At 73.6% G+C, this 24,609-nt stretch carries 21 protein-coding genes; 2 read left to right on the top strand and 19 right to left on the bottom strand.

Annotation, left to right across the window (positions count from 1 at the left end; genetic code table 11):
- Positions 1-55: 55 nt before the first annotated feature.
- The 13 genes from ACIQU4_RS22485 to ACIQU4_RS22545 form a co-directional block, all read right to left on the bottom strand.
- Positions 56-1,495 (bottom strand): lyase family protein, encoded by a 1,440-nt coding sequence (locus tag ACIQU4_RS22485; protein WP_403733470.1) that lies wholly within the window; start codon positions 1,493-1,495, stop codon positions 56-58.
- A complete protein-coding gene (locus ACIQU4_RS22490; protein ID WP_403733473.1) occupies positions 1,495-3,462 on the bottom strand; it encodes an FAD/NAD(P)-binding protein in 1,968 nt (655 codons plus the stop codon). Before ACIQU4_RS22490 ends, ACIQU4_RS22485 begins: the two co-directional genes overlap by 1 nt.
- Positions 3,440-5,002 carry a glutamine synthetase family protein gene (locus ACIQU4_RS22495; protein ID WP_403733476.1) on the bottom strand — a complete coding sequence of 521 codons (1,563 nt, stop codon included), beginning with the start codon at positions 5,000-5,002 and terminating at the stop codon, positions 3,440-3,442. Before ACIQU4_RS22495 ends, ACIQU4_RS22490 begins: the two co-directional genes overlap by 23 nt.
- The gene (locus tag ACIQU4_RS22500) at positions 4,999-6,555 is read right to left on the bottom strand and encodes an amidase family protein (RefSeq protein WP_403733478.1); all 1,557 of its coding nucleotides are present in this window, start codon (positions 6,553-6,555) and stop codon (positions 4,999-5,001) included. The genes ACIQU4_RS22495 and ACIQU4_RS22500 overlap by 4 nt, the downstream gene beginning before the upstream one ends.
- Positions 6,545-8,281, bottom strand: coding sequence for a hypothetical protein (locus ACIQU4_RS22505; RefSeq protein WP_403733480.1), 1,737 nt, complete (start codon positions 8,279-8,281; stop codon positions 6,545-6,547). The genes ACIQU4_RS22500 and ACIQU4_RS22505 overlap by 11 nt, the downstream gene beginning before the upstream one ends.
- A gap of 66 nt (positions 8,282-8,347) precedes the next feature.
- Positions 8,348-8,752: a GNAT family N-acetyltransferase gene (locus ACIQU4_RS22510; RefSeq protein ID WP_403733484.1), complete on the bottom strand. Its 405-nt coding sequence runs from the start codon at positions 8,750-8,752 to the stop codon at positions 8,348-8,350.
- Entirely contained in the window at positions 8,739-10,046 is a 1,308-nt protein-coding gene (purB, locus tag ACIQU4_RS22515; protein ID WP_403733487.1) for an adenylosuccinate lyase, read from the bottom strand. The genes ACIQU4_RS22510 and purB overlap by 14 nt, the downstream gene beginning before the upstream one ends.
- A gap of 73 nt (positions 10,047-10,119) precedes the next feature.
- On the bottom strand, positions 10,120-12,120 hold the full coding sequence (locus ACIQU4_RS22520; protein ID WP_403733490.1) for a BTAD domain-containing putative transcriptional regulator: 2,001 nt from the start codon (positions 12,118-12,120) through the stop codon (positions 10,120-10,122).
- Between the two features lie 64 nt (positions 12,121-12,184).
- The gene (locus ACIQU4_RS22525; protein WP_403733493.1) at positions 12,185-12,508 is read right to left on the bottom strand and encodes a PqqD family protein; all 324 of its coding nucleotides are present in this window, start codon (positions 12,506-12,508) and stop codon (positions 12,185-12,187) included.
- Complete coding sequence (locus tag ACIQU4_RS22530) at positions 12,508-13,290, bottom strand: hypothetical protein (RefSeq protein WP_403733495.1); 783 nt, start codon at positions 13,288-13,290, stop codon at positions 12,508-12,510. The genes ACIQU4_RS22525 and ACIQU4_RS22530 overlap by 1 nt, the downstream gene beginning before the upstream one ends.
- Positions 13,291-13,871: 581 nt before the next feature.
- Positions 13,872-14,429: a DUF5956 family protein gene (locus tag ACIQU4_RS22535; RefSeq protein ID WP_403733498.1), complete on the bottom strand. Its 558-nt coding sequence runs from the start codon at positions 14,427-14,429 to the stop codon at positions 13,872-13,874.
- Positions 14,430-14,461: 32 nt separating this feature from the next.
- Positions 14,462-15,757 (bottom strand): cytosine deaminase, encoded by a 1,296-nt coding sequence (gene codA, locus ACIQU4_RS22540; RefSeq protein ID WP_403733501.1) that lies wholly within the window; start codon positions 15,755-15,757, stop codon positions 14,462-14,464.
- A gap of 112 nt (positions 15,758-15,869) precedes the next feature.
- The gene (locus tag ACIQU4_RS22545) at positions 15,870-16,037 is read right to left on the bottom strand and encodes a hypothetical protein (RefSeq protein WP_403733503.1); all 168 of its coding nucleotides are present in this window, start codon (positions 16,035-16,037) and stop codon (positions 15,870-15,872) included.
- Between the two features lie 99 nt (positions 16,038-16,136).
- Here ACIQU4_RS22545 and ACIQU4_RS22550 point away from each other — a divergent pair, with 99 nt between their 5' ends.
- Both ACIQU4_RS22550 and ACIQU4_RS22555 read left to right on the top strand, forming a co-directional pair.
- Positions 16,137-17,942, top strand: a complete 1,806-nt coding sequence (locus ACIQU4_RS22550; RefSeq protein ID WP_403733506.1) for a prolyl oligopeptidase family serine peptidase — start codon at positions 16,137-16,139, stop codon at positions 17,940-17,942.
- Positions 17,943-17,998: 56 nt separating this feature from the next.
- Positions 17,999-18,829 carry an SURF1 family protein gene (locus ACIQU4_RS22555; RefSeq protein WP_403733509.1) on the top strand — a complete coding sequence of 277 codons (831 nt, stop codon included), beginning with the start codon at positions 17,999-18,001 and terminating at the stop codon, positions 18,827-18,829.
- Here the strand turns inward: ACIQU4_RS22555 and ACIQU4_RS22560 are convergent.
- The 6 genes from ACIQU4_RS22560 to recR all read right to left on the bottom strand — a co-directional run bounded on the left by ACIQU4_RS22560 (position 18,801) and on the right by recR (position 24,609).
- Complete coding sequence (locus tag ACIQU4_RS22560; protein ID WP_403733511.1) at positions 18,801-19,898, bottom strand: hypothetical protein; 1,098 nt, start codon at positions 19,896-19,898, stop codon at positions 18,801-18,803. The two genes, ACIQU4_RS22555 and ACIQU4_RS22560, sit on opposite strands and share 29 nt — an antisense overlap.
- A complete protein-coding gene (locus ACIQU4_RS22565; RefSeq protein WP_403734046.1) occupies positions 19,895-20,629 on the bottom strand; it encodes a SigE family RNA polymerase sigma factor in 735 nt (244 codons plus the stop codon). The genes ACIQU4_RS22560 and ACIQU4_RS22565 overlap by 4 nt, the downstream gene beginning before the upstream one ends.
- Positions 20,630-20,873: 244 nt before the next feature.
- Positions 20,874-21,950, bottom strand: coding sequence for an aspartate-semialdehyde dehydrogenase (locus ACIQU4_RS22570; protein WP_403733513.1), 1,077 nt, complete (start codon positions 21,948-21,950; stop codon positions 20,874-20,876).
- Entirely contained in the window at positions 21,947-23,221 is a 1,275-nt protein-coding gene (locus ACIQU4_RS22575) for an aspartate kinase (RefSeq protein ID WP_030152812.1), read from the bottom strand. The genes ACIQU4_RS22570 and ACIQU4_RS22575 overlap by 4 nt, the downstream gene beginning before the upstream one ends.
- Before the next feature lie 139 nt (positions 23,222-23,360).
- Positions 23,361-24,017: a DUF5063 domain-containing protein gene (locus ACIQU4_RS22580; RefSeq protein WP_385573774.1), complete on the bottom strand. Its 657-nt coding sequence runs from the start codon at positions 24,015-24,017 to the stop codon at positions 23,361-23,363.
- Positions 24,010-24,609, bottom strand: coding sequence for a recombination mediator RecR (recR, locus tag ACIQU4_RS22585; protein WP_365951215.1), 600 nt, complete (start codon positions 24,607-24,609; stop codon positions 24,010-24,012). The genes ACIQU4_RS22580 and recR overlap by 8 nt, the downstream gene beginning before the upstream one ends.

The following is a 24,609-nucleotide window of genomic DNA, read 5'->3' on the forward strand; positions in this document are numbered from 1 at the left end:
GATCACTGTTCAAATCCCTTCGGAAGATCCGCCACGGGCCATCGCCGTACGGAAGTCATGCGGTGCTGCCGCGGTGGTACGCGAGAGCCCGCTCGATCAGCGCCTCGGCGGCGCCGGTGTAGTCGGCCGGGTCGAGCAGCCGCTCCAGCTGCGCGGCGGTGAACTCCTCGGCCAGTTCGGGTGCCTGCGCGAGAAGCCTCTCGACGAGCGGGTCCGCGCTCTCCACGCTGTCCGCGCTCTCCACGGCCACCCGGCCGACCAGGCGCTTCGCGCCCGCCTTGCCGAGTACGGGGGCCAGTGCGGCGGCCAGCCGCTCGGTGACCACGGCCCCGCCGGTGAGCCGCAGGTTGGCCGCCATCCGCGCGGGGCGCACCTCCAGCCCCTCGGCCAGCTCCGCCGCGGTGCACGCGGCCCCGCCCACCAGCCGCAGCGCCTCGCGCAGCGGCTGCCATTCGCCGTGCCAGGCCCCGGCGGGCCGCTCGTCCTCGGCGGCGGCCGCGCAGTGCGTCAGCGTGAGGACCAGCGAGGGCACCTGGAGGGCGGCGGAGCGGATCATCGCGGCGAGCACCGGGTTGCGCTTCTGCGGCATGGCGGAGGAGACGCCGCGGCCGGCCCCGGCGGGTTCGGCCACCTCGGCGAGCTCGGTGCGGGCCAGGGTCTGCACATCGGTGGCGAACTTACCGAGGGCCGCCGCGGCATGCCCGAGGACGGCGCCCGTGTCGCAGATCGGGGTGCGCAGGGTGTGCCAGGGCAGGACGGGCTCCGCGAGTCCCGTCTCGGCGGCGAAGAGGGCGATCAGCTCCCCGGCGTACATACCCACGTCCGCGCCGGCGCCCGCTCGGGCCGGCGTGAGCCGCGCGTACTCCAGATAGCCCGCGAGGGTGCCCGCGGCCCCGCCGAGCTGGACCGGCAGCCCTCCGTCGAGCAGGGCCCCGACCCGGCGCCGTACGTCGACCACCGCGACGAGCCAGCCCGCCGCCTTGAGGCCGAACGTGGTGGGGACGGCGTGCTGGCCGAGGGTGCGGGCCACCGCCGGCGTCCCGCGGTGCGCGTCGGCCAGCCGGGCCAGCGCCCCGGCCGTCCGGTCGAGCTCGGTGCGTACGAGGCGCAGCGCGCGGGCGGTGACCAGCATCGCGCCGGTGTCGAGGATGTCCTGGCTGGTGGAGCCGCGGTGCACGTACTGCGCCGCCGCGGGGTCCTCGGCCGCGACCAGCGCCGTCAGCTCCTCGACCAGGGCGACCACCGGGTTGCCGGCGCCGCGCGCCCGTACGGCCAGCGCGGGCAGGTCGATCGCCCCGGCCCGGGCGCACGCCGTGATCGTCTCGGCCGCCTTCGCGGGCACGGTGCCCAGCCGGGACTGGGCCCGGGCCAGGGCGGCCTCGGCGTCGAGCATCGCCTGGGCCCAGGCGGTGTCGGTGAGGGCCGCCTCGGTGGCGGCGGCGGCCCGGACCGGCGAAAGGAGGCCCGTGTCCAGAGGTGTCGCAGGGCGGTCCATCAGGTGGTGCTCCTCGTCAGCGAGTCGAAGCGGCGGTCCGCCCCGCGGGCGAGGCCGAGGATGCTGCGGGCCATCGCGTCGGAGTCGCCGAGGATCACCGAGTCGACGCCCGGCCGGGCCCCGGCGGCGGTCACCCAGTGCACTCCCTCGGTCGGTACGCCGTACGCGAAGCGCCGCTCGTGCGCCGCGCCGGCCGCGTCGATGACGTGGTACGGACGCTCGGTGACCGCGATCCCTCCGGTCCGGTACGGGCCGCGCTCGTCGTCGATCACGTACGGGACGCACTGACCGGTGGCGTACAGGTACCCCAGCAGCGGGTCCTCGGTGCGCACCACATCGGGCTCGGGCAGCCGTGCGTCGATGAACGCCCGCGCCCGCACCGCGTCCCCGCCGACCCGGGGCGAACGGGCGGTGAAACGGCCCGCGGCCTCGTCCGCGCCGAACTCCGCCCCCGGGCCGAGGACGGTCAGCACACCGGCCTCGATCAGCGCGATCGCCTCCCGGATCCGGCGCGGCGGCGGGCCGATCGACAGGTAGGCGTTCAACGGCCCGTAGCGGGCGGTCAGTTCGTCGCGGTAGTCGGCGCCGGATATCCCGCCGTGGTCGACCAGCAGCCGCACCTCGTTGCGCAGGTCGCGCAGCACGTCGAGGGCCGCCTTGTACGGGCCGTCGACGTTCCCGGCGTGCGCCTCGGCCACGTCCCGGCGCAGGTGCTCCAGCAGCCACCCGGTGAACGCGGCGCGGTCGGCGAAGACGCGGTCCGCGCAGGGGCGGGCGACGCGGTCCCAGTCCCAGCGCCGCCCGGCCGGCACGCCCAGCGCGTCGAGCAGCCGGTCGCGGTCGTACGGGGTCCAGGGACCGCGGGCGCTCCGTTCGAGCAGGTGCGCCGCGGCCTCGGGGCGGCCGCCCGCCCGCAGCAGGGCGGCGTAGTGGACGGTCTCGACCTCCTGGGAGACCAGCGGCCAGATGTCGCGCCGGAAGCGGGGCCGCCGCGGCCCCCGGCGCAGCCGGGCCACCGCCGCCGGGGTGAGGACGAGCGGGAGGTGGCGGCCGTGCGCGCCCTTCTGGTTCTCCCCGCGCGCCTGGTACGGAACCCCCCGGCGCGATCCGGCGTACAGCACGGGCTCGCGCCCGGAGCGGTGGTAGACGAGCCCGGCGTCCTTGGCTTCGTAGACCCCGCCGCGGCCCTCCGTCAGCAGGGCCATGTGGTCGAAGAAGTTGAGCCCGAGGCCGCGCAGCAGGACCGGCTCCCCGGGTGCGATCGCGTCGAGCCGGGCCTCGGCCGGGTTGCCCGGGGGCAGGTAGCAGAGCCCGCGGCGGGCCGCGAACCGCGCGAAGGCCGCCTCGGCGGGGGCCGGGGAGACCGGCAGGTGCCCCTGGGCCAGGACCACCGCGTCGAGCCCGGACAGCACCGTGCCGTCGTCCAGGGTCACCCGGTCGCGGCCCGGCGCGCCGGCGCCCGGGCCGCCCGGATCCGCGTCGAGCCGGACGGCCCGCGCGGGGTGGGTACGGATGTCCGCCGGGCTCCGCCGGACCACGCCGCGCAGCACCCACTCCAGGTAGCGCCCGTACAGGGCCCGGGTGGGATAGCCGTCGGGACCCGGGACCTCGTCCCCGGCCGGGGCGGCGCCGCCGTGCAGGGCGGGGTCGGCGGCCCACGCGGCCAGGCTGGGACCGGGCCGCACCGGGCCGTCCATCGTCACGCTGTCATCGGTGAACAGGGTCACCTGGGAGGCGACCGTGTTCATGAGCAGGTGGCGCGACTGGTCGGAGCGCCACACCTGCCCGCTGCCCGGCCTCGGGTCGACGAGGTGGACCCGCAGCCGCACCCCGGCCGGCAGCAGCTCGTCCGCGTTGGCCGCCAGCCGCTCCAGGACGGACAGCCCCCGCGGGCCCGACCCGATGACGCAGACCGTCAACCAGCGCTCCCCGTCGCGGTGTTCATCAGTACGTGCCGAAGTACTCACGGTGCTCCCATGCGGTGATCTCGCCCGGGCCGGCGGGCCCCGCGACGGCCAGCCACTCCCCGAACCGGGCCACCTCGCTGCGCTTGAGCTGCGCCAGGCAGTCCTGGAGGGGCTTGCCCAGCAGGTCCCGGGCCAGAGCGCTGCCCTCCATCGCCGCCACCGCCTCCGCCAGATCGCGCGGCAGCGCCGCCGCCGTGGGGGCGTGCGGGTCCTCGGCGAGGGCGCCCGGCCGCAGCCCGCGCTCGATGCCGTCCAGCCCGGCGGCGAGCTGCGCGGCGAGATAGAGGTACGGGTTGGCGCAGGGCTCGCCGATCCGGTTCTCCACGTGCGTGGACTCCTCGCCGGGGCCGCCGAGTACCCGGACCAGGGCACCCCGGTTCTCGGCGCTCCACACGACCCGGTCCGGGGAGAGCGAGAACTGCTCGTCGAGCCGCCGGTACCCGTTGACGGTCGGGATGCAGAACAGGGCGGTGTCCGCGGCGTGTTCGAGCAGTCCGGCGACGTAGCCGAGGCCCTCGTCCGACAGCAGCGCGCCGCCGCCCTCACGCGGCGGCGGAACGAAGGCGTTGCGGTCGGCCGCCGTGTCGAACAGCGACTGGTGCAGGTGCCAGCCGCTCGGGTCGAAGCGCTCCAGCCGGGGCAGGGCCATGAAGGAGGCGTGGTGTCCGAGGCGGGCGCAGATCTGCTTGGCGACCGTTCGGAAGAGCAGCATGGCGTCGGCGGCGTCCATGCCGTTCATCGGACTGAACGTGAACTCCAGCTGGCCCGGGCCGGATTCGTGCTCGACGGTGCGCAGCGGCAGCCCGAGTTCGCGCAGGGCCCGCGCGAGCGGGGTGATCAGGTGCATCAGGCCGTCGGCGAAGGTGTCCAGGTTGAACTGGTAGCCGCTGTTGACCGGTTCCACGGCGGGCGGTTCGCCCTGGACGCCGAATCCGCCGACCGCCGCGGCGGCCCCCGGGCCGTGTTCCGCGCCGGCCAGCCGGGTCACGTACCACTCCACTTCCAGGCCGACCACGTAACTCAGGCCGCGCCCGGCGGCCCGGGCGCACTGGCGGCGCAGCACGGCACGGCTGGAGAGCGGGTGGGGGGTGCCGTCGCGCAGGTGTTCGTCGGCGATGACCCAGCCGGTGGCCGCCTCCGTGTACGGCAGCACCTTGAAGGTGAGCGGATCGGGGACGATCAGGAAATCGCCTGCTCCGGTCAGCTCGGGTATGCCGATGCCGCCACCGGGCGCGAAGAAGTCGACGCCCACGGCGTGCCCGGTGTCGAAGACGAAGGGGCCCGGGCTCATGTCGATGCCGTTGCGCAGCGCCGTGCGGAAGGCCTCGACCGTCAGGGTCTTGGAGCGCATCAGCCCGTGCGGATCGCCGAAGCCGACCCGGACGAACTCCAGGCCCGCCAGGGTCTCCTCCAAGTCCTCCGCGGCGGCTCGCTGGTCCGCGCTCCACAGGCCGTGGCGCTCGACGAAGCCGACGCTGCCGGTGGCGAAGCGGGCGTAGCGCCGCTCGTCGGCCTCGCGGGCGGTGGTGGCCTTGGTCATGTCGATTCCTTTGCTGGTTCCGGCGATCGCGCCGAGAGAGCCGCGTAGTGGTGGTGCCAGGGCCGCGCCTGCTCCAGCTGGTACGCGGCGGCCAGCACCCGCAGGTCTTCGCGCCGCCCGCCGACCAGTTGCAGGCCGACGGGCAGCCCCTCGGGCGACAGCCCGGCCGGGACGGACACGGCGGGCTGGCCGGTCAGGTTGAAGGTGTAGGCCTCGGGAGCCCACGCCAGCCAGGACAGGGCGCCCTTGCGGACCGGGTCCGGCGGCTCGTGCCGGTCGGCGGCGAACGGCGCGATGGCCACGGTCGGCATGGCCAGCAGGTCGTACCGCTCCATCAGGGCCTGGCTGCGGGCCCGCAGCACGGCGCGCGCCTCGTACGCCCGGGCCAGCCGGGCGGCGCTGAGCGTGCGCCCGTACCGGATGACGCGGAGCCGGCCGGGGTCGAGGCGGTCCGCGACCTCGTCGAGGTCCAGGGGGTGGGCGGCCGCCTCCCAGCCCGCGAAGATCGTCTCCAGGGCCGGGTACGGGTCCTCGAAGGGCGGCGCGATCTCCTCGACGGCGTGCCCCCGGGCCGCCAGCGCCTCCACGGCCCGCCGGGCGAGAGCCGCGATGCCGGGCGGCGGTGCGGGATCGCCGAGCGAGGGGATCCAGCCGATGCGCAGGCGGGGCAGGAGCCCGGCCGCCTCCTCCAGGTCCCCGGCCGGCCCGCCGGGTACCCCGAAGGACAGCGGGTCGGCCGTGTCGTAGCCGGACATCACCTGGGTGAGCAGGGCCGCGTCGGCCACCGTCCGGGTCAGCGGCCCCAGATGGGACAGCTCGTCCGGGCTCTGGGGCACGTACGGGATCCGGCCCAGCGAGGGTTTGAACCCGACGACCCCGCAGAAGGCGGCCGGGATGCGGATCGACCCGGCGCCGTCGGTGCCGGTGGCGCCGACCCCGATGCCCACGGCCACCGAGGCGGCCGCACCGGCGCTGGAGCCGCCGGGGGTGCGGGCGGGGTTCCACGGATTGCGGGTCGGGCCCTGGAGCCGGTTGACGCCGGCCGCGCTCCACCCGCCCTCGGAGGTGTTGGTCTTGCCGATGACGATCGCGCCCGCCGCCCGCAGCCGGGCCACGGCCGGGGCGTCCCGGCCGGGCACGGCGTCGGCGTGCAGGAGGGAGCCGCGGGTGGTCCGGATCCCCTCCGTCGGGGTCAGGTCCTTCACGGAGACGGGCATGCCGAGCAGCGGCCGGTCCCGCCAGACGGCGTTCCCGTAGCGGTGGAGCAGACGGTCCGCGGCCTCGGCCTCGGCGGTGGCGCGCTCGCGGGCGAGCGTGAGGAAGGCGCCGATCCGGGGCTCCCACCGGTCCAGCAGCGCGAAGGTGGCGGCGAGGTGCTCCGAGGGCAGCAGGCTGCCGTCCCCGTAGGCCGCGCGGAGCGTGCGGATGCCGGCGAACGGCGATGCGGGCAGGCCGGGCGCGGCGGGGAGTTCAAGTGCGGCAGGCAGGCCGGGCGCGGCGGGGAGTTCAAGTGCGGCAGGCAGGCCGGGCGCGGCGGGCAGGTCAGGCGCCATGGAAATCCCGGTACCAGCCGTTGTCGAAATCGCGGACCTCCAGGCCCCGGTCGGCGGCCGCCTGGTGCAGCAGTGCCTGGATCCGGCCGGCCGCCATGGCCGCCCGCAGGTCGCCCTGCCCGAACTCGGCGCCGGAGGTGCGCAGCAGCCGCAGGTCGTAGAGGCCGGGGCGGTACGCGCCTTCCAGCACGATGCCGAGCGGGACGCGCAGGGCGTGCCGGACGCCGAAGGTGACGTGCCCGGTGTGGTGCTGGTCGGACCAGTTGGTGATGTCGGCCGTCATCGGCGCGAAGAACCAGTCGTCGCGGCCCGGGGACTCCTCGGTCCACGACATGCTGTGCGGCAGGTAGTGCCAGGTGTTGTAGCGCATCCGCGCGCTGTACGCGGAGAGGGTCCGGGCGAGGGCGGCCCGGTCCTCGGCGAACCTCCGGGCGAACGCGGCGCCGGGCGCGACGCAGCAGTAGAAATCGCGGGTGGCCAGGGCGATCCGGTCCTCGGCCGGGTGGCCGCTGTGCAGGACGGCGACGCTCTTGGGCCCCCGGCCCATCACGACGTCGCAGTCCAGTGCCCCGGCCAGCGTCTCGAAGAAGCGGTGGAGGAACCCCTCGTACGCGCTGGTGAACCCGGCCGGCGCGGCGAGCCGTACGACGCGCTCCACGACCTCCTCGGCGTACGCCGATGCCGTCGCGGGCGCGGCCGCCACGGGGAAGGGCCGGCCCGCGGCGCCGGAGAGCAGCTCCGCCACCGGCGCCGGGAGCTCGTCCCAGCCGAGCGGTTCGGCCATGATCCGCTCGCGTTTGTGCAGGGAGGCACCGTTGATCTCGCGGTAGAACACGGCGCCCGCGCGTAACCGCTCCGTCCGCGCGGCGGCGCAGGCGGCGGCCAGGGCGTCGAGCGCGGCGCCCGTCGGCCGGCCGGCGAGGTCCGGTACCGGGGCCCCGTACGTCTCGATGCGTTCCCGGAGGAAGCCCGCGAGCAGGTCCGGGGTGAGCTGTACGCCGTTGAACTCCTCGGCCCGCACCGGGGATCCGGAGCTGATGAGCGCGTTCAGGCAGACGACGAAGGTGGCGTCCTCGGGGGCCCACCGCGCGGCCGGGGCCGCCCTGAGCGCGGTGAGCACGGAGCCCTCGGCCCCGGCGGCCAGCGAACGGCCGGGCAGATTGCTGAACTTGCCGAGGTTGCTGTAGAAGCGGTCGCCCACGTACAGCAGCACGGGGGCCATGTGGAGCAGGGCGTGGCCCACGGCGTCGATCCGCTCCCGGACGGAGTCGGCGTCCTGCTGCGCGAGCCAGCGGTGCACCTCCTCGAACTGGATCCGCTGGACGTCCTGGGCCAGCGTCCACAGCCGGCCCAGGGATTCCGGCCGGTTCTGCCACTTGAGGGTGCCGAGCGGTTCGGCCTCCTCGGGGCCGGCGGGCCGGGTGCCGGCCGGGACGACGCGCAGCCGCCCGGTCCCGGTCAGGACCAGCAGGTCCCCGCCGTCGTCGTCCGCCGTGGTGTCCGGGCCGCCGGTCGGGGCGAAGCCCGCGACCTGGGACTCGGCGATCTCCGTGTACACGCGCTCGCCGAGCCCCATGGCCGCTCGGCCGATCTGCTCGGGCACCATCCCGTCGAGGGTGGCCGCTATCCGTATCGCGTCGGCGGCCAGGCCGCAGGCACGGGCCCGTTCGGCGGCCGCTTTGATCTGGGCATCGAATCCGGGCGTCTTCAGCTGCATTGTCGTCACCTACGGAACGTCATTCGACGGCGGTTCGGGACCGGGGCGGGACGGCCCGCCCCGCGGGACCCGGGTTCAGCCGAGCGCATCGAGGGTCCATGCGGACTCGTGGCGGCTGAACCCGAGGTGCGGGTAGTACGCGACAGCGGCCGGGGCCGAGAGGAGCATGAGCTTGGCCTGCGGCGCGGCCTCCCGGGTGGCGCGGATCAGGTCCCGGCCCACGCCGCGGCGCTGGAACTCGGCGTCCACGGCGATGTCGCTCAGGTACGTGACGTACGAGCCGTCGGTGATCGAGCGCGCGATGCCGATGAGCCGCCCGTCGAGGCGGGCCGTGATCACGAGGTTGGCTCCGGCCAGCATCCGGGTGAACCGCTCGACGTCCTCGACGGGACGGCGCTCGCCGAGGGTGGACGCGCGGTACAGGGCGGTGACTTCGGCGACGTCGAGGCTGGCACCGACGACGTGCTCACACTTCCACATGCTGCTGCAGCTCCTTGCTCAGTTCGTTCAGTCGGGATTTGAGGTGGTCGCGGTTTCCGAGGAAGCGCCGCGGGTCCATGTGATCGGCGGTGACGTCCACACCGCGGGAGCCGAGGCCCTCGGCCAGGCTCGTGCCGCGCTCCCACGCCTCGGTGGCGGCTGCCTGGACCAGCCGGTAGGCCTCCTCGCGGTCCCGGCCCCCGTCGACGAGGTCCAGGAACACCTCGGAGCTGTAGACCAGGCCCCGGGTGGCGTCGATGTTGCGCGCCATGCGCTCGGGGAACACCCGCAGCCCGCGCAGCAGTCCGGCGGCCGAGACGAGCTGGTAGTGGGAGACGGTCAGGCTGTCGGGCAGGATGACCCGCTCCACGGAGGAGTGCGCGAGGTCCCGCTCGTGCCACAGGGCCACGTTCTCGTAGGCCGCGCCGGCGTTGGAGCGCAGGAGCCGGGCGAGACCGCACAGCCGCTCGCTGGTCGTCGGGTTCCGCTTGTGCGGCATCGCGCTCGACCCCTGGTAGGCGCTGGTGCGCGGCTCGTCGACCTCCCCGACCTCGGTGCGCTGGAGCATCCGCATCTCCAGGGCGAACTGCTCGACGACGGCCCCCGTCACGGCGAGCGCGGAGAGCAGCTCGGCGTGCCGGTCCCGCGCCACGACCTGGGTGGGCATCGGCTCGACGCCGAGCCCGAGTTGCCCGCAGACCCGCTCCTCCACGTACGGGGAGATGTGCGCGTACGTGCCGACCGGCCCGGAGACGGTGCCGACGGCCACGGCGGCGCGGGCGGCTGTCAGCCGGGCGATGCAGCGGTGGAGGCCGAAGGCGTGCACGGCGAGCTTCTGCCCGAAGGTGGTGGGCTCGGCGTGGATGCCGTGGGTGCGGGCGATGCACACCGTGTCCCAGTGCTCCAGGGCGCGCTCCACGAGCAGTTCGGCGAACGTACGGGCGGCATTCAGCACGTGGTCGCACGAGCGCGCCAGGATGTGTCCGAGGGCGGTGTCGACGAGGTCGTAGCTCGTCATCCCGTGGTGCACCCAGCGCGCGGAGGCGGTCGGCATCGTCTCCGTGTAGGCCGCGAGGAACGCGAGGATCTCGTGGTCGCGGGTGAGCTCCAGCTCGCGGACCCGGGCGACGGCGGGGACGGGGGCGCGGCGGATGTCGTCCAGGCTGCCCTGGTCCACGACGCCGAGTTCGGCCTGGGCGGTCGTCGCCAGTACCTCGACGCGCGTCCAGGTGGCGTATTTGTGCTCCTCGGTCCAGAGCTCGGCCAGCTCCGGAGTGGAATAGCGTTCGATCAAGGTCGGCTCTCCTCGGATCTCCCCGTCGGACGGCACGGCGGGGGACGGGACGTGGGGGTGGAGTTCGCGGGGCTCAGGCGGTGAAGCCGAGCTCCGGTGGCAACAGGCTCGCCGCGGCGGCGACGACTTCGGCGCGGGCTGCCGGGCCGCTCGCGGACGGGGTGGCCCGCAGCGGCACCAGCGCTCCAGCCGGTCTCGCGTACCAGGCGGCCAGCGCGTTCTGCACCGCGCCGTGCCGGCTCCGCATCGGGTCCACGTCGAACGTGAGCTCCCGCGCGTACAGCCGGACCAGCGGGTGGTACGAGAAGCGCACCCCGCTGCCCTTGACGAAGTCGGCCTCCAGCAGGTGCTGCGCGGTCAGCCGCTCCAGGGTCTCCTCCGTGCGGTCGTCCGGCAGCCCCAGCGCGGCCGCGGCCACCCGTACCGGGAACGAGGCCGTCTCCAGCAGGCTGAGCAGCCGGAACGCCCTGCGCTCCGGGGCCTCCAGCGCGGCGTAGCCGACCGCCAGGCTGTCGCGGACGCCGAGGTCGCCGACCTCCAGCTCGTCGAGCCTCCTGCGCTCCGACTCCAGCCGCCGGGCGAGCGTCTCCAGCCGCCAGTGCGGGCGCTCCAGCAGGCGTGCCCCGACGATCCGGATCGCCAGCGGCAGCCGGCCGCAGTACCGCACCAGGTCCTGCGCGGCCCCCTCCTCGGCCGCCACCCGCTCGCGGCCGAGGATCCGGGCCAGGATCTCGCGGGACTCCTCCGCGGTCAGCAGCCCGAGGCGCACGTGCCGGGTGCCGCCCAGGGTGGACAGCATCTCCAGGCTGGTCACCACGGCCGCGCAGGTCGGCGAGGCCGGAAGGAGCGGCCGTACCTGCGCCTCGTCGCGCGCCCCGTCCAGCACGATCAGCACGCGACGGTGGGAGAGCAGCCCCCGGTACAGGGCCACCCGTTCGCCGAACTCGGCGGGCACGGCGCCGGGGGCGGCCCCGAGCGCGCGGAGCAGCTCGCCGAGCACGTCCGCCGGCTCGCGGAAGGCGTCGCCGCGCTGGAGTTCGACGTACAGCTGGCCGTCGGGGAAGGCGGGGCTGACGGCGTGGGCGACGCGGACCGCCATGGTGGTCTTGCCGACTCCGGCGGCCCCGTACAGGTTGAGCGTCTGCGGGACCGTGCGCTCCGCGCCCTCCCGGGAGACGTCGCGCAGCCGCCGGATCAGGTCCGACTCGATGCCGGGCCGGGCGAACTCGGCGAGGCGCGGCGGGAGGGTGTACGGACATCCCCGGCGCGCGGGGGCTTCGGCGGCGCCCGGACGGGGGCCGGCGGAGGCCGGCCGGGGTGGCACCGGCTCCGCCGTGGACCGGGTGGGCCCGGCGAGTATCCGCCCGTGGGCGGCGCGGAGTTCCTCGCCGGGTTCCACGCCGAGCTCGTCCGCCAGCAGGCGCCGGGCCTCCTGGTAGGCGGCGAGGGCCTCGCCCTGGCGGCCCGCCCGGTACAGGGCCGTCATGAGTCGGCCCCACGCGCTTTCCCTGAACGGGTGTTCCGATACGAGCGCCCTGAGCCGGGGCAGTACGTCGGCGTAACGACCCACTGCCATTTCCGCGTCGGCCCAGCTTTCCATGGCATTCAGCCAGCGTTCAAGCAGGGCCGCCCCGTCGCCGTGTTGGAGGTATTCGGAGGGGATGTCGACGAGCGGGGTGCCGTTGGTCTGCTCCATCGCCGACCGGAACAGCCGGGCGCGCTCGGCGGGTTCGGTGGTGAGTTCCGCCTTCTGCAGGAAGGTATTGAACCGGTCGAGGTCGAGCCGCTCGGCACCGATTGCGATCGCGTAGCCGGAGGCCCGGCTGACGACCGCATCGGCGCCCAGCAGTTTGCGCAGGCGGGCGATGTAGCCCTGGAGGGTCTTGCGCGCGGTCAGCGGGGGTTCCCCGCCCCACAGCTGCTGGATGAGCTCCTCCGCGGTGAGCGTGCGGGGGGCGTGCAGCAGCAGGGCCGCCAGAACGACGCGGTGTTTGGCCCGCGGAATTTCCAATAATTCTCCGTTCCGCCGTACGGTCAGCGGACCGAATACATCGAACTGGAGATCGTCCAGCATGTGATGGCCCCCGTAATGTCTCACCCACGGGAAAATAAGCAGGGGTGGTGACCCCTGAGGGAATTCAGCCCCTGGAATCACCCTGGGCGATGTTCACGACATCGTGCCGCGCGAGTTCCGTGAAGAGCTCGACGATGTCCTGCACCACGGATTCCTGATCGATGTCGTATTCCTGGGCGATCAGCGCCGCGATATCGCTCACGGTGCGCTTCCCGTCGATCTGGCGCCAGATGTGGGCGGCGGACGCGGTCAGCTCGAAGAAGTGCTCGTACCCGCCGACCACCGTCGTACCGCGGTGGTTGCGGATCTTCACGTTCAGCGGGAGCGAGGCCACCGAACCGGGGCCCACCCGCAGCTCCTTGCCCAGCGGTGCTTCGTCGAACGGCATCAGACCGACACCTCCATGGAGATCCGCTGGCAGACGGCGATGGTCTCCTCGACCCACTTGCGCGGGTGGTCCGGGTCGAAGGAGCGCATCGTCTCGATGGCCCAGTACGCGTCGAACGGCAGCACGCCGGGATCGAGGATCTCCATCCGCCGCGCCCGCCACTTCGGCCACAGGCTGCCGAACTGGCCCAGGCTGGCCTGGAGCGCGTCCACCGAGTGGTTGAAGGCGTTCTTCGTCGCGATGACCGCGCTGTACAGATCGCCCCGGGCGATCTGGCCGGCCGCGTCCTCCGTGTAGCTGTCGGCCTGCTTGAGCGAGTTCACGATCAGCACCGAGCGGTGGGCCGAGGCGGCGAGCCGCTCGCGGGTGCCCTCCAGCCACGCCCCGTCGTCGGCGGCCGCGGCGTACGGGAGCCGCTCCAGCATGGCGATCTCGTGGTAGCTCAGGGTGCGCCAGGTGCCCTGGCCGTCGGCGAACTGCTCCTGGGAGACCTTCGAGAGGACCTGCTCGATCTGGGACGCGGTCCAGTACTCGACGTCCCACCGGCGGCCGTCGACGAACGTGCCCTCGTACTGGAGCGTGTTGGGTTCGAGCGCGACGTGGTTGGTCTCGTCGATCGTGCTGGTCCAGACGTCCCGGGTGACGACGTGGACGTCGAGGTCGCTGGTGGGGTTGCCCCAGCCTCTGATCAGGGAACCGCTCGCGAACACCGTCTCGTACGCGTCCGGGAGCAGATTGCGGCTCTTGAGCTCGGCGACAACCCCGGAGGTGTCATACGTCATGAGGCACGGCCCTTCCCCGTCTCGGCCCGCCGCGACCGAGATCATCGGATGACGGCGTGCCCTGGTTCTCCTTGGATCGCCGCCACGGCGTCGGAACGGGCGGCACGCCCCGGAAAGGTGATCTCCGACCCCGGGGCCAATTCCGGCTCACCCGAAGAATCGGCTGGCCATGCAGAAGTCCTGAACTTCGGCACGGACCAGCATATTGACAAACCTTCAGTTGAGTCCAGAACAATCTGGTGGCGCGAATTGGACTTTACATTCAGGGGCTTACTGTCTGTAAAGGGCACATCAGTAAACGTGTACGGCCCAGTTGAGCCGCGGGAATCAACCGCGCGCGGAGGAGCCGACCGCGCCCGCGTGACGGCGCTCCCGCGCGCGGGAGCGCCCGGAAGGCATGCCCGACGCGGGTACAAACCACCGATTCTCGCCATACGCGACCTCCCCGCGGGCTGTCGGCGGGGAAGAAATATTCGCCTTCCCGGGGTCGCGGCTGCAATCTCGCCCACCGCGAGACCGAGGTGGAGCCGGTTCTTCACCGGCGCAAGGGCGCGAACCGGCGTGCCGCCCTTATGTGTTGCTTACGTATCGGTCTCGGACTCGGCGGCCAGCGAGGCGAGTTCGGCGCGGACCAGTGCGAGGAAGGCGGCCGAGGGCGCCGCCTCCACCCCGCGCTCCTGCGCGACCGCCCGGAGGCGGTCGAGGACCGCGCCGAGCGTGGGCAGGGAGCCGGGCGGACGCAGCAGCCACAGGCGCCCCGGCGGCCGGCGCGGGAGCCCGAGGGCCGCGAGGACCTCTTCGGCCTCCCGGTCGAGGTCGTGCAGATCGGGGTCCGCGAGCGGGGCGGCCTCCACGTCGGTGATGTGCCCGTGGCCGTCCAGCCGGGTCTCCACCGCCCAGTGGGTGGACCGGTCCGGGATCCAGGTCCGGGCCGCCGGGGGCCACACGTACGGGAGGAACACCCACAGCGTTTCCTCGGGCGCGGGCTCCCAGCCGAGCACCTCCAGCTCCCGGACCTCGGGCAGCCGGTCCGGCTCCTGCTCGCTGCGGCCGGTCCGGCGCAGCGCGAGCGGGTGCGGTGTTCCGTCCTCGTCCCACGAGGCCCACGAGTCCGACGAGTCCGACGCGTCCCACGACATGCGCGCAGGCTACCGCCGGAGCGGGCGCCGGCCTACGACCGGCGGAAGTCCACCTCGGCCGGTGGCTCCCCCGGCCAGTTCAGCCGGGTCGGCGCCGGCGGGGTCTCGGCGAGTACGGTCCCCCGCGCGACCACGTACCGCGGCCGGACCTGGCGGCGGACCGCCTCGGCGGGGGTCTCGGCCGGCAGCAGCACGAAGGAGGCGGGGGCGCCCTCCGCGATGCCGTACTCCGCGTCCGTCAGCCCCAGCACCCGCGCCGCGCGCTCCGTCACCATCTCGAACGCCACCGGGATCTCGTCCGCTCCCGTGAGCTGGGCGGCGTACAGCCCGACGAGGGCGGTCTGGAGGGGGTTCGCGGTGCCGAGCGCGTTCCACGGGTCCATCACGTCGTCATGGCCGAAGGCCACGTTGACCCCCGCCGCCAGCATCTCCTTGACCTGCGTGAGGCCGCGCCGCTTGGGGTAGCCGTCGAAGCGGCCCTGGAGGTTGAGGTTGGCGAAGGGGTTGGAGACCAGGTTGATCCCGGAGCGGGACAGCAGCCGCTGGAGTTTGAAGCTGTACGCACCGCCGTAGGAGCCCATCGCCGTCGTGTGCGAGGCCGTCGCCCGCTCGCGCAGCCCCGTCCGCAGCGCGAGCGCGGCCAGCACCTCCACGAACCGGGACTGCTCGTCGTCGATCTCGTCGCAGTGGGCGTCCACGCGCAGGCCGTGCTCCTCGGCCACCGCGAAGGCGATGCCCAGCGACGCGACCCCGTCCTCGCGGGTGTCCTCGAAGTGCGGGATCGCCCCGACGACGTCGGCGCCGCGGGCGACCGCCTCGCGCAGCAGCGCCTCGCCGTCCGGGAAGGAGACGATGCCCTCCTGCGGGAACGCGACGATCTGCAGGGTCATGAAGTCCCGGACCCGGTCGCGGACCTCCAGCAGCGCGTCCAGCGCGGTGAGCCCGGGGTCGGTGACATCGCAGTGCGTCCGTACGTGCAGCACGCCCTGGGCCGCCTGCCAGCGCAGCACCTGCGTGGCCCGCGCGACGACGTCCTCGCGGGTCAGGGTCCGCTTGCGCTCGCTCCAGCAGGCGATCCCCTCCCACAGCGTCCCGGAGGCGTTCGGGCGCGGCTCCCCGGCGGTCAGGGCCGTGTCCAGGTGGATGTGCGGCTCGACGAAGGGGGCGCTGAGCAGCCCGCCGTGCGCCTCGATCAGCACGCCGGTGGCCGGCGGCTCCTTCTGGTCGTCGTACGGGACCACCCGCGCGATCCGCCCGTCCTCGGCGACCTCGACGTCGTACAGGTCCTCGGTGTGTGGCAGCCGGGCGCCCCGGACGATCATCCGCATGCGGCCACCCTACGACCGTGGCCCGCGGTTTCCGGGGAAACCGCGGGCCACGACCGGTGCATCGGATCAGCGCGCCTTCGCGGAGACGGACCGCGCGTCCGGAGCGAGAGGGTCAGCCGCGCCCGCCCTTGCGGCGCTGCTCCTCGCGCATCCGGTCCTCCTTCATGGCCATCGTCTGTGCCTCGCGCACGTCCTCGACCAGCATCGCCGGCTTGCTCGGCATCCCGGAGTCGGACGACCGACGGTCCTCGTGAGTCTGTTCCTTGCGCTTGTTCGCCATGATCACTCCTCACTGGAACTGGAAAACGGCTGGGTGGGACCCCGCCCACGCTGCCCCCTCCCGTCCGCCACGACCATTCGGCAGCGCCAATCGGGTTACATGGGGGGTATGACTGACAACACGACGGCCGTGCCCGACTGGGAGAAGCGCTTCCGGGCCCCGCGCGTCGGGCTGCCCGACTGGGCCGAGGACGCCCCGGACCGCTCGCTCTTCGTCTCGAACGCCACCGGGACGTACGAGCTGTACGCCTGGGACCGGGCCACCGGCAGCCGGCGGCAGGCCACCGACCGGCCCAACGGGACCACCGACGGGACCCTCTCGCCCGACGGCGAGTGGATCTGGTGGTTCTCCGACACCGACGGCGACGAGTTCGGCACCTGGGTGCGCCAGCCCTTCGGGGGCGGCCCCGACGAGCCGGCCACCCCCGGGCTGGAGCCCTCGTACCCCGCCGGGCTCGCGATCGGCCGGGACGGGACCTCGGTCGTCGGCCGCTCCACCGACGAGGACGGCTCGACCATCCACGTGGTGCGGCCGGACGCCGCCGAGCCCGTGGTGATCTACCGGCACCGGGAGTCGGCCGGCGTCGGCGACCTCTCCCACGACGGGACCCTGATCGCGATCGAGCACACCGAGCACGGGGACGCCATGCACTCGGCGCTGCGCGTGGTCACCCTCGACGGGGCCACCGTCGCCGAGCTCGACGACTCCCGGGGCGGCACGGTGGAGCTGGGCCTGGAGGTACTCGGCTTCGCTCCGGTCGCCGGGGACACCCGGCTGCTGGTCGGCCACCAGCGGCGCGGCCGCTGGGAGCCGATGGTGTGGGACGTCGCCACCGGGGCCGAGCAGGACCTCGCGATCGAGCTGCCGGGCGACGTCAGCGCCGAGTGGTACCCGGACGGCTCGGCGCTGCTGATCGCGCACAGCTTCGAGGCGCGCAGCGAGCTCTGGCGCTACGAACTGGCCGCGCGGGAGCTCGTCAGGGTGCAGACCCCGCCCGGCACGGTCTCCGGTGCGACAGCCCGGCCCGACGGCACGGTGGAGTACCAGTGGTCCTCGGCGGCCGAGCCCTCGGCCGTACGGTCCACCGCGGGCGGGGTCGTCCTGGACCCGCCCGGGTTCCGGGCGCCTGGCTCGGTGCCGGTGGAGGACGTGTGGGTGGAGGGCCCCGGCGGGCGGATCCACGCGCTGGCGCAGCGGCCCGCGGGCCACGGGGACGGCCCCTTCCCCACGGTCTTCGAGGTGCACGGCGGGCCGACCTGGCACGACAGCGACGCCTTCGCGGCGACCCCGGCGGCCTGGCTGGACCACGGGTTCGCGGTGGTCCGGGTCAACTACCGGGGCTCGACCGGGTACGGCCGCGAGTGGACCGACGCCCTCAAGCACCGCGTCGGCCTGATCGAGCTGGAGGACATCGCGGCCGTCCGGGAGTGGGCGGTGGCCTCCGGCCTCGCCGACCCGGCGCGCCTGGTGCTCTCCGGCGGCTCCTGGGGCGGCTACCTGGCCCTGCTGGGGCTCGGCACGCAACCCGAGGCCTGGGCCGTGGGCCTGGCCGCCGTACCCGTCGCCGACTACGTCACGGCGTACCACGACGAGATGGAGGCGCTGAAGTCCCTGGACCGCACCCTCTTCGGCGGCACGCCGGAGGAGGTCCCGGACCGCTTCGAGGCGTCCTCCCCGCTCACCTACGCCGACGCGGTGAAGGCCCCCGTCCACATCGCGGCGGGCGTCAACGACCCGCGCTGCCCGATCCGGCAGATCGACAACTACGTCGAGCGGCTGGCGGCGCGCGGGGCGGTGCACGAGGTGTACCGGTACGACGCCGGGCACGGCTCGCTCGTCGTGGAGGAGCGGATCAAGCAGGTCCGGATGGAGCTGGAGTTCGTACAGAAGCACCTGCCGCAGTAGGTCCCTGCGGCGGCCCCGGCCCCGGTGATCCGGTGCACCCCCCGTACGGTGGTGGGGTGCACCGGTTTCTCCTGACCCCGCGCTGGTGGGGGATCAACGTCTTCGTCGCGCTCGCCGTTCCCGTCTGCCTGTTCATGGGGACCTGGCAGCTCGGCCGGTTCGAGGACCGCGTCGACAGCCACAAGGAGGCGACCACCGGACGGCCCGCCGCCGAGGCCGCCGCGCCGCTGGAGTCGCTGCTTCCGGTGGACAAGAAGACCTCCGGACGCCTCGCCTCCGCCTCCGGCGAGTACGCCGAGCAGCTGCTCGTCCCCGAGCGGCGGCTCGACGGCAGGAGCGGCTTCTACGTCCTGACCCTGCTCAGGACCGACTCCGGCAAGGCCGTCCCGGTGGTCCGGGGCTGGCTGCCGGGCGCGGCCGACGCGGCGAAGGCCCCGGCCGCGCCGACCGGGCGGGTCGAGGTGACGGGCGCGCTCCAGGCCTCGGAGAGCTCCACCAGCAAGGGCGTGTACGCCGACGGCGGGCTGCCGGCCGGACAGCTCGGGGTGATCGGGGCGGCCTCGCTGGTCAACCTCGTGCCGTACGAGCTGTACGACGCCTGGCTGACGGTGCAGACCCCGGCCGACGGGCTGGCCCCGGTGCCCGCGCAGGCGCCGGTCAACACCGGGCTGGACCTGAAGGCCTTCCAGAACCTCGGCTACACCGGCGAGTGGTTCGTCTTCGCCGCGTTCGTGCTGTTCATGTGGTTCCGGCTCTACCGCCGCGAGGTGGAGACCCTGCGCGATGCCGAGGCGGGGCTGCTGCCGCAGACCGCCGACCGGCCGGCGGAGCCCGCGGCGGCTTCGGCCACCGCTTCGTCTACGGCTTCGGCGCGTCCAGCGGAATGACGCCCGTCCGGTAGACCGTCCCCCCGCAGGCCGCGGGGATCGTCGTCTGCGTGGCCGGCGCACCCGGCGGCGCCGTGTGCGGCGTGTGCGTCACCTCCACCCCGGTCGGCTCCGGGGCCTTGGCCCCGGTCCCCGGCTCCGGGCCATCGGCACGGGCCGCCGTGCCCTGCCCGCTGTCCGGGGCGCCCACAGGGGGCTTGGGTCCCGGGTCGGGCGTGGCCGCCGGGCAGGACTGCGCCGAGGGCACCCACGCGAAGCGGACCTCGTACGCCGTGTACGGCTGGAGCAGCAGCAGCGGCGCCTCCGCCGAGGGGTCGGGCAGCCCGGCCGCCGGATCCCCCGCCGTGTGGCCGACCACGGTGACCCCCGAGGACTGGCCGGGCGCGGTGGCCGACACCGAGGCCGCCGTCACGGTGTCCGGGCCGATGACCGTGCAGCCCCGCGCCGAGACGTTGGTGACCTTGAAACTGCCGTACACCTTGCCGTCGGCCTCCGGCGCCTTGGCGCTGCCCTGCACCCCGAGCTGCTCCGCGCTGCACCCGGGCACTCCGGGCGCCGCCGGCACCGGGGGCTGCGGGCCGGTGCCCGCCCCGGCCCCCGCCGTCGCTCCCGTGGCGTCCGGGCCGGCCGTACCGCCGCCGGTCGGGGCTCCGCCCTCCTGCGGGTCGGGCCGCGCGCCGGCGCCGCCGCTCTCCGCGCCCTTGCCGGCGGCCTTGCCGGGCTGGGGCTGCGCGCCCGCACCGTCCTGGTGCGGATCGGAGGCGCCGCCGCCAGCCGTGGTCCCGGGCTGCTCACCGTGCCCGGCCATGGCGGAGTGGTCGGCGGCGGAACCCTCGCTGCCGGTGATGTGCAGGTGCAGGGCCGCCGGGATGGCCGTACCGGCCAGCAGCGCGGCCGCCGCCGCCCCGACGAGGGCCTGCCGCTTGCGGGTCCTGCGTACGGGGACGGCGTGCCGCAGCCGCTCCAGCGCGCCCTCGGAGGGCTCCAGCCCCTCGACGGCCCCGTGCAGCAGGCTCCGCAGCGCCTGTTCCTCGCCCGCCCCGCCCGGCGGGGTGTGGTCGTCCATCATGACTGCGCAGCCTCCATCGCCACCCGCAGCGCGGCAATGCCCCGCGATCCGTACGCCTTGACCGAGCCGAGCGAGACACCGAGCGTCTCGGCGACCTGGGCCTCCGTCATGTCCGCGAAGTACCGCAGCACCAGCACCTCGCGCTGACGCCGCTGGAGCCGGCGCATCGCCTTGATGAGATCGTCCCGTTCCAGCTGGTCGTACGCGCCCTCTTCGGCACTGGCCATGTCCGGCATCGGCTTCGAGAGCAGCTTGAGGCCGAGGATGCGGCGGCGCAGCGCGGAGCGCGAGAGGTTGACCACGGTCTGGCGCAGATACGCCAGTGTCTTGTCCCGATCGCGAACCCGGTTGCGCGCCGAGTGGACCCGGATGAACGCCTCTTGGACGACGTCCTCGCAGGAGGCGGTGTCGTCGAGGAGCAGCGCGGCCAGGCCGAGCAGCGAGCGGTAGTGGGCCTGGTAGGTCTCGGTGAGGTGGTCGACCGTGGTACCCGCGACGACCACCGGCTCGGCGGCCGTGGACGCGGCGCCGGCAGCGGACGCGGCAACGGCGGACTGGGCGGCCGCCTCCTCCCCGCTCCCCGCGGCCTCCGCGCTATCGCGGGGCGCGGGCACGCGGCCGCCCCGGGTCGGTACGGCGGAGGGGACGGCGATCGGCACTGAGGGGACGGCGATCGGCACTGCGGCCGGCGGAACGGGAAGGATCACGGGGATCCCGCCGGGCGCGGGCATGCGAGAAGCCCGGAGCGGCGCACCGAGTGCGCTGCGCGCCGGTACGACGGCGAAGTCGAGAAGTGCCTCTGCCACGCCAGTTGGACACGCGTCCCCCCACCAGGGTTGTACGCGTGAGGCCGCCTCACCAGCAAAATCCCCATAGCCCTCATGCGTACCCGCTCTTCCTGATTGCCCCGCCCGTCCAGGCGGCAGTCAGGCCATCACCTTGATCAAGGGATCAGCACTGATCCTACAAAGTGAATTACGCGAATTCACCAGCGATCAGTTCCGCGATCTGAGTGGCGTTCAGGGCGGCCCCGTTGCGGAGATTGTCCGCGCACACGAAGAACTCCAGGGAGCGCGGATCGTCGAGCGAGGCCCGCAGCCGCCCCACCCACGCCGGATCCGTCCCCGCGGCGTCCACCGGAGTCGGGAACTCCCCGGCCGCCGGATCGTCCACCACGACCACGCCGGGCGCGGCCTCCAGGGTCTCCCGGGCCTGCGAGGCGTCCACCTCGGCCTCGAACCGCGCCCGTACGCTCAGCGAATGCCCGGTCAGCACGGGCACCTGTACGCAGGTCACCGCCACCGGGAGCGCGTCCAGGTGCAGGACCCGGCGGGTCTGCGCCCGTACGGCCAGCTCGTGCGAGGACCAGCCGCCCGCGCGCAGCTCCCCGGACCACGGCACCACGTTGAGCGCGAGCGGGGCCGCGAAGGGACCCGCGTCCTCGCCGACGGCGCGGCGCACGTCCCCGGTCTGCTCGCCCAGGGAGGTCCCGGCGACCAGCGACAGCTGGCGGCGCAGCGCCTCCGAGCCGGCCCGGCCGGCCGCGCTCGCGGCCTGGTACGAGGACACGGTCAGGTCGGCCAGCCCGTACTCGGCGTGCAGCGCGCCCAGGGCCGCGATCATCGCGGCGGTGACGCAGTCCGGGCTCGCGACGATGCCGCGCGGGCGCATCCGTACGGCCTGCGCGTTGACCTCGGGCACCACCAGCGGCACCTCGGGGTCCTCGCGGAAGGCCGCGGACTGGTCGACGGCGACGGCTCCGCGCGTGACGACGACCGGGGCCCAGCGGGCCGAGACCTCGGCCGGAGTCAGGAACAGCACCACATCGCCCCGGCCGATGCCCTCGAAGGCGTCCTCGGTGAGGGCGAGCACCTCGCACTCCTGCCCGCGCACGGCCAGCATGCGGCCGGCCGAGCGCCCGGAGGCGATCAGGCGTATGTCGCCCCAGACGTCCGCCCGCTGGGACAGGATCTGGAGCACCACGGAGCCGACTGCTCCGGTCGCCCCGACCACGGCGAGCGCCGGAGCCGGGGTCGACCGGGTCGCGGTCATCGTCCGGTGCCTCCGTAGACGACGGCCTCGTCGCTGTCGGAGTCGAGGCCGAAGGCCGTGTGCACGGCGCGGACGGCCTCGTTGACGTCGTCCTGGCGGGTCACGACCGAGATGCGGATCTCGGAGGTCGAGATCAGCTCGATGTTGACGCCCGCGTCGGACAGCGCCTGGAAGAAGGAGGCGGTGACGCCCGGGTTCGTCTTCATGCCCGCGCCGACCAGGGAGATCTTGCCGATCTGGTCGTCGTAGCGCAGCGAGTCGAAGCCGATGGCGCCCTTGGCCTTCTCCAGCGCGTCGATGGCCTTGTGGCCCTCGGTCTTGGGGAGGGTGAAGGAGATGTCCGTCAGGCCCGTGGACGCGGCGGACACGTTCTGCACGATCATGTCGATGTTGATCTCGGCGTCCGCGATGGCGCGGAAGATCGCCGCGGCCTCGCCCGGCTTGTCCGGTACGCCGACGACCGTGATCTTGGCTTCGGAGACGTCGTGAGCGACTCCGGAGATGATGGCGTGCTCCACCTGCTCGTCCCCTTGCGGATTCTCGTTGCTGACCCAGGTGCCCGGCAGTCCCGAGAAGGACGAGCGGACGTGGATCGGGATGTTGTATCGGCGTGCGTACTCGACACAGCGGTGCAGCAGCACCTTGGAACCGGAGGCGGCGAGCTCCAGCATGTCCTCGGACGAGATCCAGTCGATCTTCCGGGCCTTCTTCACGACGCGGGGGTCCGCGGTGAAGACGCCGTCGACATCGGTGTAGATCTCGCAGACCTCGGCGTCCAGCGCCGCGGCGAGCGCGACGGCGGTCGTGTCCGAGCCGCCCCGGCCGAGGGTGGTGATGTCCTTGCTGTCCGCCGACACGCCCTGGAAGCCGGCGACGATGGCGATGTTGCCCTCGTCCAGCGCGGTACGGATACGGCCCGGCGTGACATCGATGATGCGCGCTTTGTTGTGGACCGAGTCGGTGATGACGCCTGCCTGGCTGCCGGTGAACGACTGGGCCTCGTGGCCCAGGTTTTTGATCGCCATGGCCAGCAGGGCCATGGAGATACGCTCTCCGGCGGTCAGCAGCATGTCGAATTCGCGCCCGGCAGGCATCGGGGATACCTGTTCGGCGAGATCGATCAGCTCGTCCGTCGTGTCGCCCATCGCGGAAACCACGACGACCACCTGGTGGCCGTTCTTCTTGGCGTCCACGATCCGCTTGGCGACGCGCTTGATGCCCTCGGCATCGGCTACGGAGGAGCCTCCGTACTTCTGCACGACAAGGCCCACGTGCGCTCCTCGCTCAGTCCGTCTCATTGCTGGTGCAGTGTAACGAGCGGTCGGGATCCGACCGCTTCGTACCACATCATGAGACGAACAGACCGGAGTTCGAGTTCCCCGCCCGAGGGGTTCCCCGCTTACCGGGTCCCTACTTCCCCGGCAGGCCCAGCCGGGCACCGATTTCCTCGGCCATCACCCGTCCGGCCTGCTCGGCGAGGTCGTCCTCGGCCAGGTCCTCGTCGGTGTCCAGGCCGTCCAGGGCCTCCAGCGGCTGATCCAGCCGTACGTGCGCGATCAGCGACTGGAGGGCGCGCAGGGTGGCCGAGGCCGTCGGGCCCCAGTTGGTGAAGTACGAGAACTGCCACCACCACAGCGCCTCCGTGACGCGGCCCGACTGGTGGTGGATCAGCCCGTGCCGCAGGTCGGCGACCACGTCGGCCAGATCGTCGGAGATCCGGTGCGCCACCGGGGCCTTGCGCGGCTCGTACGGGTCGAAGACCTCGGAGTAGACGTCGACCGGCTCCAGCATGATCGCGAACCGCTCGCGCAGGTCGTCCACGTCCGGCTCCGGACCGAGGTCGGGCTCGTAGCGCTCGTCGGGCAGGACGTCCTGGTACGCGCCCAGCCGGCCGCCCGCCAGCAGCAGCTGGGACACCTCCAGGAGGAGGAAGGGCACCGCGCTGTCCGGGTCCTCGCCCTTGGCCACCTCGGTGACCGCGACGATGAAGGACTCGATCTGGTCCGCGATCTGGACGGCGAAGTCGTCCGGATCCTGGGCCAGGGCGTGCAGCGTTGCGTCAGACATCGAGAAGTCGCCTTCCTTCAAAGGCCCGCCCGAGCGTGACCTCGTCCGCGTACTCCAGATCTCCCCCGACGGGGAGCCCGCTGGCCAGGCGGGTGACCTTCAGGCCCATGGGCTTGATCATGCGGGCGAGGTACGTGGCGGTCGCCTCGCCCTCCAGGTTCGGGTCGGTGGCGAGGATCAGCTCGGTCACCTCGCCGTCCGCGAGGCGCGCCAGCAGCTCGCGGATGCGCAGGTCGTCGGGGCCGACGCCCTCGATCGGGCTGATCGCGCCGCCGAGGACGTGGTACCGGCCCCGGAACTCGCGGGTCCGCTCGACCGCGACGACGTCCTTCGGCTCCTCCACCACACAGATGACCGTGGTGTCGCGGCGCGGATCGCGGCAGATGTTGCACCGCTCCTCCTGCGCCACGTTCCCGCACACCGCGCAGAACCGGACCTTGTCCTTGACCTCCAGCAGCGCGTGCGCGAGGCGGCGGACGTCGGTGGGCTCGGCCTGCAGGATGTGGAAGGCGATCCGCTGCGCGCTCTTGGGCCCGACGCCGGGCAGCCTGCCCAGTTCGTCGATCAGGTCCTGGACCACGCCTTCGTACAC

Source organism: Streptomyces sp. NPDC090741 (genome assembly GCF_044769045.1).
Taxonomy (GTDB): domain Bacteria; phylum Actinomycetota; class Actinomycetes; order Streptomycetales; family Streptomycetaceae; genus Streptomyces.

Bases quoted from the DNA above. Each gene is read 5' to 3' on its own strand.
- ACIQU4_RS22485 (WP_403733470.1), bottom strand. From the start codon at position 1,495: ATGGACCGCCCTGCGACACCTCTGGACACGGGCCTCCTTTCGCCGGTC.
- ACIQU4_RS22495 (WP_403733476.1), bottom strand. From the start codon at position 5,002: ATGACCAAGGCCACCACCGCCCGCGAGGCCGACGAGCGGCGCTACGCC.
- ACIQU4_RS22500 (WP_403733478.1), bottom strand. From the start codon at position 6,555: ATGGCGCCTGACCTGCCCGCCGCGCCCGGCCTGCCTGCCGCACTTGAA.
- ACIQU4_RS22510 (WP_403733484.1), bottom strand. From the start codon at position 8,752: ATGTGGAAGTGTGAGCACGTCGTCGGTGCCAGCCTCGACGTCGCCGAA.
- ACIQU4_RS22520 (WP_403733490.1), bottom strand. From the start codon at position 12,120: ATGCTGGACGATCTCCAGTTCGATGTATTCGGTCCGCTGACCGTACGG.
- ACIQU4_RS22525 (WP_403733493.1), bottom strand. From the start codon at position 12,508: ATGCCGTTCGACGAAGCACCGCTGGGCAAGGAGCTGCGGGTGGGCCCC.
- ACIQU4_RS22530 (WP_403733495.1), bottom strand. From the start codon at position 13,290: ATGACGTATGACACCTCCGGGGTTGTCGCCGAGCTCAAGAGCCGCAAT.
- ACIQU4_RS22535 (WP_403733498.1), bottom strand. From the start codon at position 14,429: ATGTCGTGGGACGCGTCGGACTCGTCGGACTCGTGGGCCTCGTGGGAC.
- codA (WP_403733501.1), bottom strand. From the start codon at position 15,757: ATGCGGATGATCGTCCGGGGCGCCCGGCTGCCACACACCGAGGACCTG.
- ACIQU4_RS22545 (WP_403733503.1), bottom strand. From the start codon at position 16,037: ATGGCGAACAAGCGCAAGGAACAGACTCACGAGGACCGTCGGTCGTCC.
- ACIQU4_RS22550 (WP_403733506.1), top strand. From the start codon at position 16,137: ATGGGGGGTATGACTGACAACACGACGGCCGTGCCCGACTGGGAGAAG.
- ACIQU4_RS22560 (WP_403733511.1), bottom strand. From the start codon at position 19,898: ATGATGGACGACCACACCCCGCCGGGCGGGGCGGGCGAGGAACAGGCG.
- ACIQU4_RS22565 (WP_403734046.1), bottom strand. From the start codon at position 20,629: ATGCCCGCGCCCGGCGGGATCCCCGTGATCCTTCCCGTTCCGCCGGCC.
- ACIQU4_RS22570 (WP_403733513.1), bottom strand. From the start codon at position 21,950: ATGACCGCGACCCGGTCGACCCCGGCTCCGGCGCTCGCCGTGGTCGGG.
- ACIQU4_RS22580 (WP_385573774.1), bottom strand. From the start codon at position 24,017: ATGTCTGACGCAACGCTGCACGCCCTGGCCCAGGATCCGGACGACTTC.